We start from the raw sequence: 1,060 nt of genomic DNA on the forward strand, positions 1-1,060 counted from the left end.
AGGTTCGCGACTGCTGGAGTCGGGGATGGTGGAAATCCGTGGAATGGCGGACCCGCATCGCACGGCGGATTCCGATCCGTTCATCGTTCACGGCCGGTGCCGCCCGGACAGCACATTGACGGCGGCCGTCGCGCTCGCGCACCGACCGGAGAGCGTGACGGTCTACGTCCTGTCGGGGCCGCAGCACTGCTACGCCGACATCTGGGCTCCGCGCCGGCGGCAGTCCCGCCTCTTCCTGCAGGAGATGGCGACGCCGTCGGGATTTCTGCAGATGGACATCTCGCCGGTGCTCGAATACATACGTACGCTTCACGACTGGGAACCGGGAATCCTTACCGTCACGCAGACCGCCGAAATACGACGAATCCCGAAGACCCGCTGGCCACAGTTCACCGACCCGGTGGTTCTCGACCGGGAAGACAAGGCGCTCGTGGGGCTGGTCGTCGAGAACGGCCGCGCGAGCTTCGAGGAACTGTCCCGGCTCGTCGGGATCTCCGAACAGACCGTCAAACGGCGCATCGACAGGATGCGGCAGTCCGGGCTGCTCACGTTCCGCGCGGTGTTCGACCCGGCGTTGATCGGCCTCCCCGTTGCCGCGTTGCTGTGGATCCGGGCGAAACCGTCGAAGGTGTCGGCGGTCGCCGAGGCACTCGCCGCTCAGCCGTTCCTCCGATACGCGGCGATCATCATGGGCGCTCACCAGATCGTCGCGGACTTCCGGCTGCCGTCGAAGGAAGCCCTGCGGGAGCTGATGCTCGAAGCCGAGTGGCTCGAGCACGTCGACCTGCTGGAGAGCTCACTGATTCTCGAGACCCTGAAGCAGAGCCGCGTGCTGGCCGGCGACCTCGGGTAACAGCAGACCAACTCTCCTCGGTACTCGGCATTTCAGGTCCAAGGCCGGTGTGCCCGCACAGTGACGGCCGTCTCGAGTCGGAATAGCGCGGCCCGTACGCCCGTTCCCCCAGTGGATCCCGATCCTGCGCGGCCGCACCGAGAACGGCGCTGCCGAACACGCCTACGGAAAGACCAATATCTGTGAATCTCTTCTCCCCCTTGACAC

At 65.7% G+C, this 1,060-nt stretch carries 1 protein-coding gene; it reads left to right on the plus strand.

Translation table 11 applies throughout. The features are described from left to right. Positions 1–853, plus strand: an 853-nt coding sequence (locus tag ACFWJO_RS40845) for an Lrp/AsnC family transcriptional regulator (protein WP_386873471.1), incomplete at its 5' end; no start/stop codon positions are given. Positions 854–1,060: the final 207 nt, after the last annotated feature.

This window comes from Streptomyces sp. NPDC127092 (genome assembly GCF_042722475.1).
Taxonomy (GTDB): Bacteria; Actinomycetota; Actinomycetes; order Streptomycetales; family Streptomycetaceae; genus Streptomyces.